14 protein-coding genes are annotated in these 16,099 nt (G+C 59.1%); 10 read left to right on the plus strand and 4 right to left on the minus strand.

From position 1 onward, the window contains the following. The first annotated feature begins 76 nt into the window (after positions 1-76). From DHN60_RS06600 to DHN60_RS06620, 5 genes are all read left to right on the plus strand, one after another. Positions 77-1,435, plus strand: a complete 1,359-nt coding sequence (locus DHN60_RS06600) for an ABC transporter substrate-binding protein (RefSeq protein WP_108836490.1) — start codon at positions 77-79, stop codon at positions 1,433-1,435. A 121-nt stretch (positions 1,436-1,556) separates the two neighbouring features. Continuing rightward, on the plus strand, positions 1,557-2,792 hold the full coding sequence (locus DHN60_RS06605; RefSeq protein WP_108836491.1) for a carbohydrate ABC transporter permease: 1,236 nt from the start codon (positions 1,557-1,559) through the stop codon (positions 2,790-2,792). Beyond that, positions 2,792-3,946 (plus strand): carbohydrate ABC transporter permease, encoded by a 1,155-nt coding sequence (locus DHN60_RS06610; protein ID WP_108836492.1) that lies wholly within the window; start codon positions 2,792-2,794, stop codon positions 3,944-3,946. The genes DHN60_RS06605 and DHN60_RS06610 overlap by 1 nt, the downstream gene beginning before the upstream one ends. Before the next feature lie 9 nt (positions 3,947-3,955). Further along, positions 3,956-5,611 carry an alpha-amylase family glycosyl hydrolase gene (locus DHN60_RS06615; protein ID WP_234423555.1) on the plus strand — a complete coding sequence of 552 codons (1,656 nt, stop codon included), beginning with the start codon at positions 3,956-3,958 and terminating at the stop codon, positions 5,609-5,611. Between the two features lie 54 nt (positions 5,612-5,665). Beyond that, a complete protein-coding gene (locus tag DHN60_RS06620) occupies positions 5,666-6,757 on the plus strand; it encodes an ABC transporter ATP-binding protein (protein WP_108836494.1) in 1,092 nt (363 codons plus the stop codon). 29 nt (positions 6,758-6,786) lie between these two features. On the opposite strand, the gene DHN60_RS06625 is transcribed toward DHN60_RS06620, so the two are convergent. Beyond that, the gene (locus DHN60_RS06625) at positions 6,787-7,989 is read right to left on the minus strand and encodes an ROK family transcriptional regulator (RefSeq protein WP_108836495.1); all 1,203 of its coding nucleotides are present in this window, start codon (positions 7,987-7,989) and stop codon (positions 6,787-6,789) included. A gap of 150 nt (positions 7,990-8,139) precedes the next feature. On the opposite strand from DHN60_RS06625, the gene DHN60_RS06630 reads away from it, so the two are divergent. The 5 genes from DHN60_RS06630 (at position 8,140) to DHN60_RS06650 (ending at position 12,710) form a co-directional block, all read left to right on the plus strand. Beyond that, complete coding sequence (locus DHN60_RS06630) at positions 8,140-9,159, plus strand: sugar ABC transporter substrate-binding protein (RefSeq protein ID WP_108836496.1); 1,020 nt, start codon at positions 8,140-8,142, stop codon at positions 9,157-9,159. 177 nt (positions 9,160-9,336) lie between these two features. Next, positions 9,337-10,404 (plus strand): ABC transporter permease, encoded by a 1,068-nt coding sequence (locus DHN60_RS06635; RefSeq protein ID WP_108836497.1) that lies wholly within the window; start codon positions 9,337-9,339, stop codon positions 10,402-10,404. Beyond that, positions 10,404-11,171, plus strand: a complete 768-nt coding sequence (locus DHN60_RS06640; RefSeq protein WP_108836498.1) for an ATP-binding cassette domain-containing protein — start codon at positions 10,404-10,406, stop codon at positions 11,169-11,171. Before DHN60_RS06635 ends, DHN60_RS06640 begins: the two co-directional genes overlap by 1 nt. A 1-nt stretch (position 11,172) precedes the next feature. Next, positions 11,173-11,790 carry an AAA family ATPase gene (locus tag DHN60_RS06645; RefSeq protein WP_108836499.1) on the plus strand — a complete coding sequence of 206 codons (618 nt, stop codon included), beginning with the start codon at positions 11,173-11,175 and terminating at the stop codon, positions 11,788-11,790. Further along, complete coding sequence (locus DHN60_RS06650; RefSeq protein ID WP_108836500.1) at positions 11,787-12,710, plus strand: carbohydrate kinase; 924 nt, start codon at positions 11,787-11,789, stop codon at positions 12,708-12,710. The genes DHN60_RS06645 and DHN60_RS06650 overlap by 4 nt, the downstream gene beginning before the upstream one ends. A 166-nt stretch (positions 12,711-12,876) precedes the next feature. On the opposite strand, the gene DHN60_RS06655 is transcribed toward DHN60_RS06650, so the two are convergent. From DHN60_RS06655 to DHN60_RS06665, 3 genes are read right to left on the minus strand one after another with little or no spacing between them, the layout of a single operon-like run. Further along, complete coding sequence (locus tag DHN60_RS06655; protein ID WP_108836501.1) at positions 12,877-14,145, minus strand: glutamine synthetase family protein; 1,269 nt, start codon at positions 14,143-14,145, stop codon at positions 12,877-12,879. 5 nt (positions 14,146-14,150) lie between these two features. Beyond that, on the minus strand, positions 14,151-15,371 hold the full coding sequence (locus DHN60_RS06660) for a cytochrome P450 (RefSeq protein ID WP_234423556.1): 1,221 nt from the start codon (positions 15,369-15,371) through the stop codon (positions 14,151-14,153). Then, positions 15,368-16,081: a type 1 glutamine amidotransferase gene (locus DHN60_RS06665; RefSeq protein WP_108836503.1), complete on the minus strand. Its 714-nt coding sequence runs from the start codon at positions 16,079-16,081 to the stop codon at positions 15,368-15,370. The genes DHN60_RS06660 and DHN60_RS06665 overlap by 4 nt, the downstream gene beginning before the upstream one ends. Positions 16,082-16,099: the final 18 nt, after the last annotated feature.

A 16,099-nucleotide genomic window follows, 5' to 3' on the forward strand; every position in this document is an offset into this window, starting at 1 on the left:
TTGGCAAGCTGTCATTGCGCGGACGGGCCGTTCAACAGACGGTGCGGCTTGGGTATGAAATGGGAGGATAACCACGATGACCAGAACTCTACTGGCCAGTGCTGCGGCATTGGCAATTACGGCGGCGAGCGTACATGCGGACGGCCACATTGCTTTCCCGATTGGCGAAGGCCCCTTTAGCTGGGACAGCTACAATGCATGGGCCGAAAACGCGCCCGACCTGAGCGGACAGACCGTCACAGTGTTTGGCCCCTGGTTGACACCCGAAGACGGGTTTCTGGACAACGCGCTGGCCTATTTCGAAGAGGCGACAGGTGCGGACGTGATCTACACGGGTTCGGATTCCTTCGAACAGCAGATCGTAATTGACGCCGAAGCGGGGTCTGCTCCCAACATTTCCGTCTTCCCCCAACCCGGTCTGGCGGCCGTGATGGCGGGCAAGGGTCAGTTGACACCACTGGGTGACGACATGGCATCCTGGGTTGCCGACAACTACGCAGCGGGCTCGTCCTGGGTTGATCTCGGTACATACGCGGATGCCGATGGCAACGATCAGATGTATGGCTTTTTCTACAACGTGAACGTCAAATCACTGGTCTGGTACAACCCAGAAAACTTCGAAGACGCCGATTACGAAGTGCCCACGACCATGGAAGACCTCAAGGCTTTGACCGAACAGATCGTGGCCGATGGCGAAGTGCCATGGTGTATTGGTCTGGGAAGTGGTGCCGCCACGGGTTGGCCAGCGACCGACTGGGTCGAAGACATGATGCTGCGCACAGTTGACCCTTCGGTCTATGACCAGTGGACCACAAACGAGATCCCGTTTGACGATCCACGCGTGATCGCTGCGATCGAAGAGTTCGGCTATTTCGCACGTGACGATGCCAAAGTGTCCGGCGGTGCCGGTGCGGTGGCTTCCACTGACTTCCGCGACAGCCCCAAAGGCCTCTTCACCTCACCTCCACAGTGCTACATGCACCGTCAGGCGTCGTTTGTTCCGGCCTTCTTCCCTGAAGATGTAGAGTTTGGTGTCGACACCAACTTCTTCTACTTCCCGTCCTATGCGGACAAGGATCTGGGCAACCCGGTTTTGGGTGGCGGTACGCTGATGGCGATCACCGATCCGTCCGATGGCGCGTCAGCGTTGATGGAGTACTTCAAACTGCCCCTCAGCCACGAGATCATGATGGCGCAAACCGGCTTCCTCACACCCCACAAGGGCGTGAACACCGAAGCCTACAAGGACGACACGCTGCGCGCGCTGGGTGACGTTCTGTTGGGCGCGACCACGTTCCGCTTTGACGGCTCTGACCTGATGCCCGGTGGCGTTGGTGCAGGCTCGTTCTGGACCGGCATGGTTGACTACACGGGTGGCAAAGACGCCGCCGCGGTTGCCTCCGACATTCAGGACAGCTGGGACGCGCTGAAGTAAGCGCTTTGACCACTCACGAGATCGATCAGTCCGCGCAAGCGGGCTGATCACACAACCGGACACGTGCTGGTTGCGAGAGACCCCACGCGAAAACGGGGCCTCGCCATAGGGAGGATGCCAGATGAACCCCGCAATTTTGGGACTTTTTACAATCGTTGCCGGCGTCGGCGGGTGCTTGTTGTACTTTTGGGGATCGAACCAGTTCCTCGATAAGGTTGTCTTTCCGGCCAAAGGGCCAAAAGCGGGCGACAACATCAACAAGGCCAATATGGTCCGTCCATGGTTGTTCCTGTTTCCAGCGATGTTCGCGCTTGGCCTGTACCTCGCCTATCCGGTGTTCGAGACACTGCGGCTGTCGCTGACTGACCACGATCAGGGCGGCGCATTTGTCGGCCTTGCCAATTACAACCAGATGTTTGGCGAACCAAAATTCTGGGAGGCGCTGCGCAACAACCTTCTGTGGTTGATCGTCGTACCTGCCGCCTCCACCGCCTTTGGCCTTTTGGCCGCGCAACTTACTGACCGGATCAAGTGGGGATCGATTGCGAAATCCCTGATCTTTATGCCGATGGCGATCTCCTTCGTTGGTGCTGGCGTTATCTTTAAGCTGGTTTACGAAACCCGCCCCGCAGATCAGAACCAGATCGGCATCCTGAACGCGGTATGGCTGCAGTTTGACGGCGGCTTTGGGTCATTCCTTATGTTGCAGGCGCTGCCGACCCTTATCCTTTTGTCCTTTGGGGCCATTGTCGCCTATGTCGGTTGGATATTTGTGCGTCCTATCGCCGAAAGCCGACAGAACGGCGGCGGTGCAGGCTTTGTGCCGCTGCGCCTTTTTGTTGGGGCTGCTGCGCTGTACCTTGTGTATCTGTCGATTTCCTCGCTGATCGGCGTGTTCACATTCGATTATCCATATGGTGAGCCGCAGACATGGCTGACGATCCCCTTCTGGAACAGCTTCCTGCTGATGGTGGTGTTGATCTGGATCCAGACCGGCTTTGCCATGGTGATCCTGTCCGCTGCCCTGCGTGGCATCCCCGAAGAAACGATCGAGGCCGCTATCGTAGATGGGGCCAACCCGTTTCAAGTCTTCTTCAAGATCAAGGTGCCGCAGATCATGGGCACCATCGTGGTGGTTTGGACGACGATCACAATTACCGTTCTCAAGGTCTTTGACATCGTGTTTGCGATGACCAACGGGCAGTGGGAAACGCAGGTTCTGGCCAACTACATGTTCGACAAGCTGTTCCGCGCCAATGACTGGGGCGTGGGGTCGGCTGCGGCCATCGTGATCATGATCATGGTGTCACCGATCCTCGTCTGGAACGTCTACAACGCCCGTAAGGAGATGAAGTAATGGACAATATCGCAGGTTCCAAATCGTCCCTTGGATGGCTCGTCAATATTTCAGTTGTTTTGCTTGTGGCGCTGTGGGTGTTCCCGACCTTCGGGCTGCTGGTGTCGTCCTTCCGCACCGCTGACCAGATTTCCGGTTCCGGCTGGTGGGCGGCGCTGTTCCCTTCGGAACAGACCGAACGCTACCGTGTCGCTGATCCAGACGAAAACCGGATCGAACGGGGTGATCTGTTTGTGGTCGAGGGCAACCTGTTCGAAGAAGGCAGCGCAATTGGCGAAATCCAAAGCTGGGGCACCTCGTCGCGCGCCGTTGACGCCTATCAGTCTGGCGATGTTGCCGATCTGGGCGATGGCGAGACGTTCACATTGGATGCCGCGGGCAACTACGTCTGGTCGGGCAATGACGAACAGATTTCGGGGCGTGGGCAACGGGCCTTTGTCACCGCCGTATCGCCGCCCGAATTCACCACGGACAATTACGTGAACATCATGACCAGTGGGGATTCCAACGACAATATGGCCAAGGCGTTCCTTAACACGCTGACGGTCACGATCCCGGCGACGATCATTCCCATCGTGGTGGCGGCCTTTGCGGCGTATGCGCTGGCTTGGATGGACTTTCCGGGGCGCGCGATCCTGATTGCCTGTGTCGTTGGCCTTTTGGTGGTGCCGCTGCAACTGGCGCTGATCCCGCTGCTGAAACTCCATGTGGGGATTGGCATCGGCAAGGGATATCTGGGGGTCTGGCTTGCCCATACCGGGTTCGGGTTACCGCTCGCGATATATCTGTTGCGCAACTACATGGTCGGATTGCCGCGCGACATCATCGAAAACGCCAAGGTGGACGGGGCGACGGATTTTCAGATCTTTACCAAGATTATCCTCCCACTTTCGTTCCCAGCCTTGGCGTCCTTTGCGATCTTCCAGTTCCTGTGGACGTGGAATGACCTGCTTGTGGCCAAAGTGTTCCTGATCGACGCAACCGGACAAACCACGGTGATGACCGATCAGATCGTGAACCTGCTGGGCACGCGCGGAGGCAATTGGGAAATCCTCGCGACCGCGGCCTTTGTGTCGATTGCGGTCCCACTGGCCGTCTTCTTTGCCATGCAAAAATACCTCGTCCGCGGCCTGCTGGCCGGGTCGGTGAAATAAGAGAGTGATATGAACGACAGGGCTAACATCGATATGAGCAGCGCACTGGTGGTGGACAAAGACTGGTGGCGTGGGGCGGTGATCTATCAGATCTATCCGCGCAGCTTTCAAGACAGCAATGGCGATGGGATCGGTGACCTCAACGGGATCACCCAGCGTCTGCCTTACATTGCGTCGCTGGGCGTGGATGCGATCTGGATTTCGCCGTTCTTTACGTCGCCGATGAAGGACTTTGGCTATGACGTGTCGGACTATCGCGGGGTCGACCCGATGTTTGGCACCATGTCCGACTTTGACGTCCTGACCGAGACCGCGCACGCCTTGGGCCTGCGCGTGATGATCGACCTCGTGCTGTCGCACACGTCGGACGAACACCCGTGGTTCATCGAAAGCCGCGCGGACCGGACCAACCCCAAGGCCAACTGGTTCGTCTGGTCCGAACCCAAAGAGGACGGCACGCCGCCCAACAACTGGCTGTCGATCTTTGGCGGGTCCGCCTGGCAATGGGACGGACGACGCGAGCAATACTACCTGCACAACTTCCTGACCTCGCAGCCTGATCTGAACTTCCACGAGCCAGAGGTGCAAGATGCCCTTCTGGACGTGGTGCGGTTCTGGCTGGATCGCGGCGTGGACGGGTTCCGGCTCGACACCATCAACTTCTACTTCCACGACAAGGAATTGCGCAGCAATCCGGCCCTGCCTAAGGACCAACGCGATGCTTCCATCGCGCCGTCGGTGAACCCCTATAACCACCAGCTTCACCTTTATTCCAAAAACCAGCCCGAAAACCTCGCCTTTCTTGAACGGTTCCGCGCGGTTCTGGAAGAATACGACGCCGCAGCCGCCGTGGGCGAAGTTGGCGATGCCCAGATGGGGCTTGAGATCATGGGCGAATACACGACGGGCGATGACCGGGTGCACATGTGCTACAGCTTCGAATTGTTGTCCCCCACCGTGCCTACAGCGGAACGGGTGGAAAAAGTGATGGGCGATGTGGACCGGGTGGCCAGCGACGGCTGGGCCTGCTGGGCGTTTTCCAACCACGACGTGATCCGACACATGACGCGCTGGAACCTGTCACCGGCAGCGGCACGGGCCTTTACCACTATGATGATGTGCCTGCGCGGATCGACCTGCATTTATCAGGGCGAAGAGCTGGGGCTGCACGAGGCCGACGTGGCCTTTGAAGACTTGCAGGACCCATACGGCATCGAATTCTGGCCCGAGTTCAAGGGCCGAGACGGCTGCCGAACGCCAATGGCGTGGGAAGCAAGCAACCGGAACGCAGGGTTCACAACAGGCGATCCATGGCTGCCCGTCAGCCCCGAACACGCGCACAATTCGGTCGCGGCCCAAGAGGCTGATCCGGGATCGCTGCTGCATCATTATCGCAAGGCCATCGGCTTTCGCAAATCACACCACGCGCTGCAAAAGGGCGACCATGACGGCGTGAAGGCGGCAGGCGACGTGGTCTATTTCACGCGCCACCTCGACGGCGAAACCATCTTTTGCGCGATCAACCTGAGCGACACAACCGCGGCTCATGACCTGCCACCCGGCAACTGGGCCACCATTGGCGCGGAGCTGGGCAGCATCGGCCCGGGCGCGGACAATCAACTGCACCTTGGGCCCTGGCAAGTGGCCTTGGCCTGCAAAACCTAGACGTATACCAACAAGCGCCCGACCCAGCGGGCGCATCCAAGGGAGGGGACGACCATGGCTGATTTGAAACTCACGGATATTGCCAAGACATATGGCGGCACGGTCGACGTGCTCAAAGACATCAACCTCGACATCGAAAAGGGCGAGCTGATCGTTTTTGTCGGCCCGTCAGGCTGTGGCAAGTCCACGCTTTTGCGGATGATTGCAGGACTTGAGAAGATTTCAGGCGGCACGCTTGAGATCGACGGTACCGTGGTCAACGACGTCCCCCCGGCCCAGCGCGGCATCGCGATGGTTTTCCAGTCCTACGCGCTGTATCCACACATGACCGTGCGCGACAACATGACGTTCGCCCTGAAACTGGCCAAGAAGAGCAACGAAGAGATCAACGCCGCCGTCGAAAAGGCCGCGCGCATTCTGCAACTGGACGAATACCTCGATCGCCTGCCCAAGGCGCTGTCCGGAGGGCAACGCCAGCGGGTCGCCATTGGTCGGTCCATCGTGCGCGACCCCAAGGTGTATCTGTTTGACGAGCCACTTTCGAATCTGGACGCCGCACTGCGTGTCGCCACACGGATCGAGATTGCGCAGCTCAAAGAATCCATGCCCGACAGCACCATGATCTACGTCACCCACGATCAGGTCGAAGCGATGACACTGGCCACCCGCATCGTGGTGCTGGCCAACAAAGGTATCGCGCAAGTTGGCACGCCGCTGGAACTCTATGAGCGTCCCGAGAACGAGTTTGTGGCCCAGTTTATCGGCTCTCCTGCGATGAACCTGCTGCCCGGCGAGGTGATCGAGACCGGTGTTCAAACCAAGATCAAGATGGCGACTGGCTACGTCGTAACTTCTGACGTGCCCACCACGGACGCGGACAAGGGTCTCAAGGTCAATATCGGCGTACGGCCAGAGGACATGACAGTGACCACGGGCGACGATGCAGTTTACGAAGGTGTCGTGGATTTCACCGAGGCATTGGGAGAGGTCACAATCCTCTACTTCCACAGCGAAGGCGGCGCTGATCCTGTTTTGGCCAAGATGCCCGGCATCCATCAGGGCCTGCGCGGCACAACTGTCAAAGTGTCGGCGGTTCCATCCAAGGTGCAATTGTTCGCCAATGGCCAGTCCCTGCACTACCGCTAAGAACCGGGCGGGCGACCCGCCCGGCTTTGCTATCCGTGACCAAGCATCGCCGCTGACCGGTCGAGCATCAACTGACTGATGATTGGCCCTGCCGCTGCACCAATGCCACGCGCGTTTGCGCCGATTTGTCCTTCGACCGTGACGGGTGCGATCAACCCACGCATGTCCTTGGTCGCAAGGTGCATGCGCGTGAGGTAGGTCAGCCGTTTGCGCACAGCGGCCGGCATCGCGCCATCAATGACCATTGCCTCAAAGTCGATGATCGCACAGGCCGCCGTCATGGCCGTAGCCAGTGCAAGCGCTGCCTGATCCAGCCATGGTTCAACGTAATGATCCAGATGCGTCCAATCGTGCGGTTGCTGCCAAAGCTGGCGGGGGTCCTCACCCGCGTCGACAAGGCGCGATTCGAGGGTGCTGATCGAAGCAAGTTCGATCAACTGCCGCTCAACCCCATTTATGTCGGCAACAGGCAACGGGCCAAAGGCCCCTGCATTGCGCTGATTGCCCTCGAACACCGCATGATCCAGCACGATACCGCCACCGATGAATGCACCGACAAAGAAATAGACATAGTCGCGAAACTCGCGGCCGATTCCCAAAACATGTTCGGCCCGGCAGGCCGCGGTTGCGTCGTTGACCATGTAGACCGGCAGCCCGGTGATCTGCGCTGCTTCGGCGGTAAAATCTGCGTCATGCCATGCGGCAAAGTCGGCTTCTGGTGCGCCGACCAATTCGTTCCAGTTCCACATCTCGAACGGAGCCGCGACACCAATGCCGCATAGCCGGTTGCTCATCTCTTCGGGCATCTCCTTGATAAGGCTGGAATATCCGTCGCGCAGGAACCCGAATACAGTATCCGGCAACGGGTAGTCATAGGTTTCGCGCAACTGGTGGCGTACGACACCTTCCAGATCCAGAACCAACAGATCGGCACTGCGCCGCCCCACCTTGAGCCCAAGGGAAAACACACCATCCGGGTTCAGCGTAAACGGGACGGAGGGCTTGCCGACCTTGCCTTTGACCGAGGTCCCTTTGCGCAACAAACCGTCTTGTTCCAGCTTGCGCAGGATCACCGACGCGGTTTGCGGCGACAGGCCGGTACGGCGCGCCAACTCGCTGCCAGGCAACGCCCCGTTGCGCTGCAAAATCGACAGCAACAGTCGCTCGTTGTAGGCGCGCACGCCGGTCTGGTTGATCCCGCCAGACAGACTGCGCACGTGATCCAAAGTCATGACACATCTTCTCCCTGCACAATATTCAGACTCATGCGAGTTATTAAATCAAGTTTATTTATTAATTGACACGCAGCGAGAATCGCGTTTCCCTTAGGTCAGTCAATGTTGGGCGGAAGTCCGGCGTGACATATCATCTGGGAGGATATCATGAAGAAACTTTTACTGGGCACAGTCTGTGCCATGACCGCTATGGCGGGTGCCGCCTTTGCTGACGGCCACGGCATCTCTGCTTGCCTCATCACCAAAACGGACACGAACCCGTTCTTTGTCAAAATGCGCGAAGGTGCGACTGCCAAAGCCGAAGAGCTGGGCATCACGCTGAATTCCTATGCCGGTAAAGTGGACGGCGACCACGAGACCCAAGTGCAGGCGATTGAAACCTGCATCGCGAACGGCGCAAAGGGCATCCTGCTGACCGCGTCCGACACGTCCTCGATCACGCCGGTTGTACAGCAAGCACGCGACGCGGGCCTTCTGGTCATCGCACTCGACACCCCGCTCGAGCCGATTGATGCAGCCGACATGACCTTCGCGACGGACAACTTCCTTGCGGGTGAGCTGATCGGTGCATGGGCTGCGGCCACACTGGGCGATGCAGCTGCAGATGCCAAGATCGGCATGCTCGACCTGGCCATCAGCCAGCCAACTGTGGGCGTTCTGCGCGATCAGGGCTTCCTTACCGGCTTTGGTATCGACGTCAAAGACCCCAACAAATGGGGTGATGAGGATGATGCGCGCATCGTCGGCAACGACGTGACTTCGGGCAACGAAGAAGGTGGCCGTCGCGCGATGGAGAACCTGCTGGCCAAAGATCCGTCCATCAACGTGGTCTATACCATCAACGAACCTGCCGCGGCGGGGGCCTATGAGGCACTCAAGGCCATTGGTCGTGAAAACGACGTGCTGATCGTGTCCGTCGATGGCGGCTGCCCCGGCGTGCAAAACGTGGCCGATGGCGTGATCGGAGCGACATCACAGCAATACCCACTGCTGATGGCATCGCTCGGGATCGAGGCGATTGCTCAATGGGCTAAGGACGGCACCAAGCCTGCAGCGACAGAAGGTAAAGCGTTCTTTGACACAGGTGTTTCACTGGTCACTGACAAACCTGCTGATGGCGTAGACAGCATCTCGGTTGCCGAAGGCACCGACCGCTGCTGGGGATAGAATCCTGCACCCGGGGCTAACGGCCCCGGGCAAACGCTCCACAGGAGCGTTTGAGGGTTTTACGGACAAAGCCGCTGAGGTCATACTCTGAGGCGCAAAACATACCCCAAACACCGTGATCGGGGCAGGCCCCACGCCTGCCCCCATTCCTGCACCACCCAGAGCAAAGGGAAAGCGATGTCACCTTCTGACAATCACGAGTCCGCCATCAGCGGCGCCGACGACACCATCGCCCAGTTCGAAGACACCCGCACCGGCTTTGTCGGTCGTGTGCAAAACAGGCTGCACCAGACGCCATCGCTCGTACCGCTCATTGTCCTTCTCTTTTCAGTGATCCTGTTCGGGATCCTGCTGGGATCACGCTTTTTCTCGCCATTCGCCCTGACGCTCATCCTGCAACAGGTGCAGATCGTCGGCGTTCTGGCCGCCGCGCAAACTCTGATTATCCTGACCGCAGGCATCGACCTCAGCGTCGGGGCCATCGCAGTCCTGTGCACCGTCGTCATGGGCAAGGCCACGTTCAGCTATGGGATACCGCCAGCCATCTCGGTGGCCATCGGCATCACCGTGGGCACGGCCCTCGGGGCCATCAGCGGTTGGTTGGTCAGCCGCATGAAACTGCCGCCCTTCATCGTCACTCTTGGTATGTGGCAGATCGTGCTGGCGGCCAATTACCTCTACTCGTCCAATGAAACGATCCGGTCTCAGGACATCGAGGCCGAGGCCGCATTTCTGCAATTCCTTGGAACCAAGCTGCAGCTCGGCGGGGCGACCTTTACGCTCGGCGTTGTGCTGATGATCGTCCTGTTTATCGGACTGGCTTATGCGTTGCGCTCCACCGCCTGGGGGCGGCACGTCTATGCTGTCGGGGACGACCCGGAAGCCGCGCAGCTGTCAGGTGTCGATGTGCACAAGACCTACATGTCCGTCTACATGGCAGCCGGATGCATTTGCGGTCTGGCAGGCTGGGTGATGATCGGGCGGTTCGGCTCAATCTCCCCATCCGCGACAACCGGCGTGATCGGGAACATTCAGGCCATCACCGCCGTGGTGATCGGGGGCATATCGCTCTTTGGCGGGCGTGGCTCGATTGCCGGGGCACTGTTCGGAGCGCTCATCGTGGGTGTATTCGAACTGGGCCTGCGCATGGCAGGCGCTGACCCGCAGTGGACGTTCATGCTCATCGGATTGCTGATCATCGCAGCCGTTGCAGTTGACCAATGGATCCGGGAGGTCGCAGCATAATGGAACCCATTCTCAAAGCACGCGGGCTGGTCAAACGATATGGCAAAGTCACCGCACTGGATCACGCCGACTTTGACCTGATGCCCGGCGAAATCCTTGCAGTCATCGGCGACAACGGTGCTGGCAAATCTTCGATGATCAAGGCCGTGTCGGGGGCGACCATTCCGGACGAAGGTCAGGTCTGGCTGGAGGGGCGCGAGATCAACTTCCGCACGCCCATCGAGGCACGCGAAGAGGGCATCGAGACCGTCTATCAGCAACTGGCCATGTCTCCGGCCCTTTCTATCGCCGACAACATGTTCATGGGACGCGAATTGCGCAAACCGGGGATCATGGGGTCACTCTTTCGCCAACTGGACAAACCAGCGATGGAAAAGTTCGCCCGTGAAAAGCTGTCTGAACTGGGGCTGGCCACAATTCAGAACATCAATCAGGCTGTGGAATCTCTGTCGGGTGGGCAACGTCAAGGCGTGGCCGTGGCCCGTGCGGCCGCCTTTGGGTCCAAAGTTGTCATCCTCGATGAACCCACCGCTGCGCTGGGGGTCAAGGAAAGCCGCAAGGTGCTGGAACTGATTCAGGACGTGCGCGCGCGCGGCATCCCAATCATTTTGATCAGCCACAACATGCCCCACGTCTTTGAGATCGCGGATCGCATTCACGTGCACCGGCTGGGGCGCAGGCTTTGTGTCATCGACCCCAAGGATCATTCGATGTCAGACGCTGTGGCCTACATGACAGGTGCCGCCGAACCCGAGATTGCAGCCTAAGATGACACTCGACGAGGTTTGCGCACAGGTTCTTGCGCGCGCGCCCTCCCCATATCGGCGCCTCGTTGCCGTTGCCGGTCCGCCTGCAAGTGGCAAAAGCACTGTGGCCCAAGCACTGTCCGCGCGCCTGACAGCACAAGGTGAAGAGAGTGCGGTCGTGCCTATGGACGGCTTTCACCTCGACGACCGGCTGTTGCACGCGGACGGAACGCAAAACCGCAAAGGGGCACCCAACACTTTCGACGCAGACGGATTCGTGCGGATGATCAAGGCGCTGCAATCCCCTGACCCGGTTATCTACCCGATTTTTGACCGCAGCCGCGAAATTGCGATCGCTGGTGCGGGTCGGGTTCCGGCCACGTGCAGAACCGTTGTCGTGGAAGGCAACTACCTTCTGTTGCAGCAGCACCCATGGACCCAACTGCACGACCTTTGGACCCTGTCCATCGCGTTGAACCCTCCGATGGATCTGTTGATCGAACGGCTAAAAGCCCGCTGGGTCGAACATAGCAAACCAGATGCGCAAGCATGGATTGACACCAACGACGTACCGAATATCACGACGGTAAGGACCAAGTCGGCCCCGGCTGACATTATCTGGACGGAGACATCCACATGATCCTCTGCTGCGGCGAAGCCTTAATCGACATGATCCCGAACGAGGCCGGGGCCTATGTGCCTCACGTGGGTGGCGCCGTTCTGAACACGGCCGTGGCGCTGGGGCGTTTGGGCGTCACAACGGGGCTGATCACTGGCCTGTCGTCGGACCCGTTCGGCGCAATGATCGCCGAACATATGTCGGCCAGCCACGTCTCGACCGCCTACGCAGTGCGCAGTGCGCGCAACACGACGCTGGCCTTTGTGCATCTGGACGAGGGGCAGGCCACTTACACATTCTATGACGAAGACACCGCGACCCGCGAGATTCAGCCTGACGATATCGACCCGGTGCCTTCTGACATCGAGGCAATGTTCTTTGGCGGCATCAGCTTGTGCAACCCGCCTGTGGCCGACAGCCTGCTGACCCTCGCGCTTGCCCAGCCCGAGCGGCGGCTGGTGATGGCAGACCCGAATATTCGCCCCAGCTTTGTCTCGGATCATGAAGGGTACCGCACGCGTCTGAACGCTCTGATCGCGAGGGCAGACATCATCAAATTGTCCGATGACGATCTGAACTGGGTGATCCCGGGCGAGGCGTCGCTAGAAGACAAAGCCAAAGAGATTTTGACCCGCGGTCCCAAGATGTTCCTGCTGACCGAAGGGGGCGACGGAGCCACCGCCTATCTGCAAAGTGGTCGGCATTTGCATGTGCCTGCGCAAAAGGCGACTGTCGTGGACACAGTCGGCGCAGGCGACACGTTCAATGCCGGATGCCTCGCCGCCCTGCGCAGCGAAGGTGCATTGCACCCCAGCGCCATCCCCGATCTGTCGGAATCCACTTTGCACCATATGCTGACAGTCGCCGCGCGCGCCGCTGCGATCACCGTGTCACGTGCGGGCGCAAATCCACCGTGGACGATGGAACTGAGCGACGACTAAGGCGTACCCGTTGCCAGAGGCACCCGCCCGGCGAACGATGCGCTAACAAACCCCTTTGGTACACGTCCGGTGCACAGATTGTGCGTAGTCTGTGCACGCAATGTGATACCCCGATGAGATCGTAAGCTTTTATGAATACAGGCTAAATCTCGCCGAACCTGACGTTTCAGACAAAAGGCAAATAGTAGTCACGCACCTCGTCCACGGATTTGTCCTGCAACCGCTTCCATTCGTCCTGTTTCAGGAAGATGAGGGCATCACAAATCTCCTCACCCACGGCCATCCGCAAAGGCTTGTCTGCATCAAGCGCGTCCAGCGCGCGATCCAGCGCCGAGGGCACATGCCGCGTCGCCCGGACGTTTTCCAACCCATCCAGATCTTCGGCGTCCGGGATGGCATACCCGTTCTCAACCCCCAGCAGTGAGGCCTGCAAAACGGCAGCTACAGCCAGATATGGATTGGTCGCACAGTCGGCCATCCGATGTTCCAACCGGGCCGATTTGGGCGACGTCACGCAGGATCGTACCGTGACAAGGCGGTGGTCATCCGCCCAGTTCGCCCAATACCCCGCCATAGATGCAGGCCCCAGCCGATCATAGCTGTTCACAGTGGTTGCAAGCAGTCCGGCAAGCCCCTCGTGGTGGTGGATCATGCCTGCGATGCAGCCCTTGGCCACGTCCGACAGCTCTCCATCGGGGGCGATCACATTGGCACCACTTTCGTCCGAGAAGCTGAAGTTGATGTGCATCCCCGACCCACCCCGATCCGGGATCGGCTTGGGCAGGAAGGTCAGCAATAGACCCAAGCCAGCGGCCACCTCGCGCGCCATGGTCTTGAACAGAAATGCCGCGTCACAGGCGGCCACCGCATCATCGAACTGCAACGTCAATTCGAACTGCCCGTTGTCATATTCTCCGTTCAATGAATCGATGCGCAGACCCGCCGCGGCCGCAGTGCTCCATAGCGCATCCATCAATCCCGCCGGATCGTTCTGTGGGCCCGTACCGTAGACAAATGCACCCGGCGTGTCATAGGGCCCCCAAACCCCGTCAGCATCCTGCTGAAAGACGTAAGCCTCTAACTCCAAACCGACTTTTGGAGAGAGCCCCCGCGCTTGCCACGCCGCCACAGCCGCCTGCAAGCGCCCCCGCCCACACAGGCCAAAGGGGGCGTCATGGGTTTGCAGCGTGCCCAGCGCGATCTCGGTATCGGCTTGCCAACCCGAATGACGTGCGCCGTCCAGCGCCAATTCCATATCTGGGAGGCCGTCAAAAACCCCTGCCCCCGGCACTGGGATAAGATCGCGGTCAAATGTGGTGCCAAACACGCCCCGGGCAAAGCCAACCTTGCCTCCGGCCGCAATGTCCGTGGGGATGTATTTGCCACGCGGCAGGTTCAAAAGATCACAAAACAGAACACGGGTGCGATGGGTCATGGGCGTCACTTTAATGTTGGGCGCAAGGTCAGCGATTTGACCCCGCAGATGAAATTCGAACGGGTCCAAGTGGGGGCGGCAGTGGCCTCCAGCCCGGTGATGCGGCCTGCCAACTCTTGCAGGACAACTTTCAGTTCCAGCTTGGCCAGCCACATGCCCAGACAGACATGCGGACCGCCCTGACCAAAGGCCATATGGCGGTTTGGGCTGCGGTCCAGATGGGCCGTGTGAGGATCTTTGAACATGGCCGCGTCCCGATTGCCGGACACAAACCACATTAGCACCTTGTCACCTTCCTTGATGGTCTCTCCGTGCATCTCGATGTCGCGCGTGGCGGTGCGGCGAAAATGCAAGGTGGGCGAGGCAAGGCGAATGAATTCATCCGCACAAGTGTCCCATACGGCGCCCGATTGAAGCTGACCCAGAAGATCCTTTTGCTGTGTCAGCAGCCACAGCGCCATCGCAATGGAATAGCGTGTCGTGTCATTGCCTGCCGCCACAAGCAGACAAAAGAAATTCTTGAAATCCTGCCCCTGAACCGCTCCGCCTTCGGCACGCAGAACGCGGGCCAGAATACCCTCATCGTCAACACTGCGTGCGCCTTTTAGGATCTCTTCAGCATAATCATATAGCTCTACGCCCGCCGGAGAGCGGAAAGGCATCATGGCGTAGGCATCCGTGTTCACCTTGTCGATCACGGTTTCGGTGAAATCCGGATCCGTATTGCCGATCAGCGCGTCGCCCCGTTCCACCAGCCAATCAAGGTCAGCGTCCGGCACCCCAAGGATGCGGCCCAGCATCAGCATCGGCAGGCGCTTGGCGATCAGGTCGATCCCGTCAAATTCGTCGTGTTGCAGCGCCTGATCCACAATGTCGCGGGCAAGCTCTCGGATTACAGGTTCAAACCCCGCCATCACTGGCTTTGCAAATGCCGGATTGACCACGCGTCTGGTGGTCGAATGCTCAGGCGGATCGGTTTCCTGAAACGTACGGCGGGCCATGTATTCGGCGTGGCTCTGATCTTCGATCCGGATGCCTTGGGCGCTGGAAAAGGTGGTTGGTTCTTTTTGCGCGGCCATAATATCGGCGTAACGGGTCAGCGACCAAAAGCCCTTGTCGGCCCCAAATTCCGGCGTCCAATGCACCGGGGCCTCACTGCGCATCTGCGCAAAGGTTTCATGGGGCACCCCGTCGACAAAGCTGTCGTGATCGGCCAGATTTTTCATGGGGTACCTCCGAAAAAGCGGGTGGCCCATTGTCCAAAGACCGGGCCATCGTTGCGCTTGTCCAGCGTGGCCTCTGTTTCGGCGATCTGGGTCGGTGACAAGATCGGGCGGGTGTAGTCCAGCACACAGCGCATGAACGGGTCAGTGAATTCCGGGTGCGTTTGGGTGGTGAAGATGTGACTGCCCTTGGTGAATCCAGCGACCGCGCATTTGGCTGAATGCGCATAAGGAACGGTGCCGTCAGGCAGTTGGGTCACCGCATCATGATGAAACTGATAGAGGTTCAGTATGGACGCGTCCGGGGTCATCCATGGCAGCGATTGCGTGATATCGACCTGATCGATCCCGATGTTCCAGTCCTGACGCGTCACTTGACCGCCAAGGGCAACAGCGATGGCCTGATGGCCAAAACAGGCCCCCAGAAGTGGCTTTTGCGCCGTATCACAGGCGCGGATAAAGTCATAAAGGGCAGGCAAAAACGCCAGATCGTCCAGCACGCTTAGCGGCGAACCGGTGATCAGAAACGCATCCTGTTCATCCACACTCGCGGGCACTTCGCCGCCAATGGTCATGTAGACGCGGTAGTTAAATCTTTGATCTTGCGCATCAAACAGATCGCGAAAGCGATGTGCATCATCCGGGAACGCATCGCCGACCTCGACAGAGCGGTCGTGGTTCACCTGCAAGATGCCGAGTTTCAGACGGGTCATGTCATTCCTTTTGTCAAA

The sequence above is a fragment of the Tateyamaria sp. Alg231-49 genome (assembly GCF_900143535.1).
In the GTDB taxonomy this organism is placed as follows: Bacteria; Pseudomonadota; Alphaproteobacteria; order Rhodobacterales; family Rhodobacteraceae; genus Tateyamaria.

What these genes read in the sequence shown, in the direction of transcription:
- DHN60_RS06600 (WP_108836490.1), top strand. Translation starts at nt 77, where the DNA reads ATGACCAGAACTCTACTGGCCAGTGCTGCGGCATTGGCAATTACGGCG.
- DHN60_RS06625 (WP_108836495.1), bottom strand. Translation starts at nt 7,989, where the DNA reads ATGACTTTGGATCACGTGCGCAGTCTGTCTGGCGGGATCAACCAGACC.
- DHN60_RS06650 (WP_108836500.1), top strand. Translation starts at nt 11,787, where the DNA reads ATGATCCTCTGCTGCGGCGAAGCCTTAATCGACATGATCCCGAACGAG.
- DHN60_RS06610 (WP_108836492.1), top strand. Translation starts at nt 2,792, where the DNA reads ATGGACAATATCGCAGGTTCCAAATCGTCCCTTGGATGGCTCGTCAAT.
- DHN60_RS06645 (WP_108836499.1), top strand. Translation starts at nt 11,173, where the DNA reads ATGACACTCGACGAGGTTTGCGCACAGGTTCTTGCGCGCGCGCCCTCC.
- DHN60_RS06665 (WP_108836503.1), bottom strand. Translation starts at nt 16,081, where the DNA reads ATGACCCGTCTGAAACTCGGCATCTTGCAGGTGAACCACGACCGCTCT.
- DHN60_RS06635 (WP_108836497.1), top strand. Translation starts at nt 9,337, where the DNA reads ATGTCACCTTCTGACAATCACGAGTCCGCCATCAGCGGCGCCGACGAC.
- DHN60_RS06630 (WP_108836496.1), top strand. Translation starts at nt 8,140, where the DNA reads ATGAAGAAACTTTTACTGGGCACAGTCTGTGCCATGACCGCTATGGCG.
- DHN60_RS06615 (WP_234423555.1), top strand. Translation starts at nt 3,956, where the DNA reads ATGAACGACAGGGCTAACATCGATATGAGCAGCGCACTGGTGGTGGAC.
- DHN60_RS06605 (WP_108836491.1), top strand. Translation starts at nt 1,557, where the DNA reads ATGAACCCCGCAATTTTGGGACTTTTTACAATCGTTGCCGGCGTCGGC.
- DHN60_RS06655 (WP_108836501.1), bottom strand. Translation starts at nt 14,145, where the DNA reads ATGACCCATCGCACCCGTGTTCTGTTTTGTGATCTTTTGAACCTGCCG.
- DHN60_RS06660 (WP_234423556.1), bottom strand. Translation starts at nt 15,371, where the DNA reads ATGAAAAATCTGGCCGATCACGACAGCTTTGTCGACGGGGTGCCCCAT.
- DHN60_RS06620 (WP_108836494.1), top strand. Translation starts at nt 5,666, where the DNA reads ATGGCTGATTTGAAACTCACGGATATTGCCAAGACATATGGCGGCACG.
- DHN60_RS06640 (WP_108836498.1), top strand. Translation starts at nt 10,404, where the DNA reads ATGGAACCCATTCTCAAAGCACGCGGGCTGGTCAAACGATATGGCAAA.